The sequence below is a fragment of the Streptomyces sp. NPDC045899 genome (assembly GCF_056431485.1).
Genome location: NZ_JBWKKP010000076.1, coordinates 1 through 2447, shown reverse-complemented (window position 1 = coordinate 2447; position 2447 = coordinate 1). Strand labels below are relative to the sequence as shown.

The window sequence follows — 2447 nt, the reverse complement described above, 5'->3', positions numbered from 1 at the left end:
GGCGTTCACCGCTGGTGTGGAGGTGGACTGGACGGCCCTCTTCCCGGCCCAACCCCGCCCTCGTACCGTCGATCTCCCCACCTACGCCTTCCAGCATCAGCGTTTCTGGATGGCGGCCACTGGCGGATTCGGGGACCCGGGCGACCTCGGGCTGGACGCCGCCGGCCATCCGTTGCTGGGCGCCGCCGTGGAGCTGGCCGACGGCAGCAGTCACCTGCTCACCGGACGTGTCGCCGCCGGTGGCGGGGACAGCTGGCTCAGCGACCATGTGGTGGCGGGCACCGTCCTGGTGCCGGGCGCGGCCCTGGTGGAGTGGGTGCTGCGTGCCGCCGACGAGGTCGGCTGCGGGGGCATCGAAGAGCTGGCGCTCCAGATGCCCCTGGTGCTGCCCGAGTCGGGCGGACTGCGGGTCCAGGTGGTGGTGGGCGCGGCGGCCGCGGACGGACGGCGTGAGGTGCAGGTGTACTCGCGCCCCGAGGACGTTGGGACATGGGCGTGCCACGCGGACGGTGTCCTCGGCCCGCCCCTGGAGGACACCACTCCGGAGGGTCTCGGCGGTGTGTGGCCTCCGGCGGGAGCGGCCCCCGTGGACCTGGAGGGCTTCTACGAACGTGCCGAGGCGTCCGGATACGCGTACGGCCCCTCGTTCCGTGGCCTGCGCGCGCTGTGGCGCGACGGCGAGGACGTCCTGGCCGAGCTCGCACTGCCCGAGGACGCCGGTGACGCCGACGGATTCGGTATCCACCCAGCTCTGCTGGACGCCGCGCTCCACCCGGGCCTCCTGGTCGCCGGAGCCGAACCGGAGCGGGACGGTGGTGAGGTGTGGCTGCCGTTCGCGTGGAACGGCGTCGCGCTGTGGGCCGCCGGGGCGACCACCGCCAGGGTCCGCCTGTCCCCGCGACAGCGAGGTGCGGAAGGCGAACGGGCGCTGCGGTTGGTCATCGCCGATGCCGTGGGCGACCCGGTGCTCACCGTCGACTCACTGGTGACGCGCCCGGCCTCGGTCGACCAACTGCGGGCCGCGGGGAGACGTGGTGGCGACGGTCTCTTCGCCCTGGACTGGATCCCGCTGCCGCGGACGACGGGCTCCGCGGAACCGGTGAGCGGCTGGGCCGTGCTGGGCACGGACGCGCCACACCTGGACCTGGACGCGTTCATCGCGGCCATCGGGAGCGAAGAGGCCGTGCCGTCGGTGGTCTTCGCCGACCTCACCGACGCCGGGGTCGCCGAGGATCACGAGATGGCGGACGCCGGCCTGGCACGGGTGCGCAGGACGCTGGGGCTCGTCCAGGGCTGGCTGGCCGAACCGCGCTGTGCCGACGCCCGGCTGGTGCTGGTGACCCGGGGTGCTGTCGCGGTGGGCGACGGTGCGGCGAACGGCATCGACGCGGCGGCTGCCGCGCAGTGGGGACTCGTCCGCAGCGCGCAGGCCGAGCACCCGGAGCGCTTCGTCCTGCTCGACGTCGACTCCGGAGCCGATGTGGCGGGCGACGCTGTGCGTGCCGCCGTCGCCGGGGCGCTGGAGCGGGACGAGACACAGCTCGCCGTCAGGGACGGAGAAACGCTGGTACCCCGCCTCGTCCGTGCTGCCACGGACGACGAGGCGCGGCAGGACATGCCCACAGGTCTCGACCCGGATGGCACCGTGCTCATCACCGGTGGTACCGGCACGCTGGGCGCTCTGGTGGCTGAGCATGTGGTGCGGGTGTGGGGTGTCCGGCATCTGTTGCTGGTGAGTCGTCGTGGTGTGGAGGCTCCGGAGGCCGGGGTGTTGGCTGCCCGGTTGGAGGAGTTGGGTGCGGGCGTGCGGATCGCGGCGGTGGATGTCACGGATGCGGGTGCGGTGGTGGATCTGGTGGCCGGGGTCGGTCCGGAGCATCCGCTGACCGGGGTCATCCATGCCGCGGGTGTGCTGGACGACGCCGTCCTCACCTCACAGACACCGGACCGGCTGGCCGAGGTATGGGCGGCGAAAGCTTCCGCCGCCGCTCATCTGCACACCGCGACGGCCGGTCTTCCGCTGGCCCTGTTCGTGATGTTCTCGTCCGCCGCGGGAGTGCTCGGAAGTCCGGGACAGGCCAACTATGCGGCGGCCAACGCCTTCTGTGATGCCCTGGCGGTCCACCGCCGGGTCCTGGACCTGCCAGCGCTCGCCGTGGCCTGGGGACTGTGGGCTCAGTCCAGCGAACTGACCGGGAAGCTCGCCGATACGGACCGGGCGCGGATGTCCCGTTCCGGAATCACGGCGATGACCAGCGAGAAGGCGCTCAGCCTCCTGGATACCGCCTGCGGCCACGGCCGCTCTCAACTCCTGGCGGCTGACCTGGATGTGGCGGGGTTGGCGGGTGGGGTTGTGCCGGGTGTGTTGCGTGGGTTGTCGGGTGGTGGGGTGCGTCGGCGGTTGGCTGCCGGGGGTGTTGAGGTGTCTGGTCTGGTGGGGCGTTTGG

1 protein-coding gene is annotated in these 2447 nt (G+C 72.5%); it reads left to right on the top strand.

Features of this window, described 5'->3' with window-relative positions:
• Window positions 1–109: 109 nt before the first annotated feature.
• Window positions 110–2447 (top strand): type I polyketide synthase (locus AC07FT_RS36395; RefSeq protein ID WP_479180452.1); only part of this gene is annotated, 2338 nt, incomplete at its 3' end.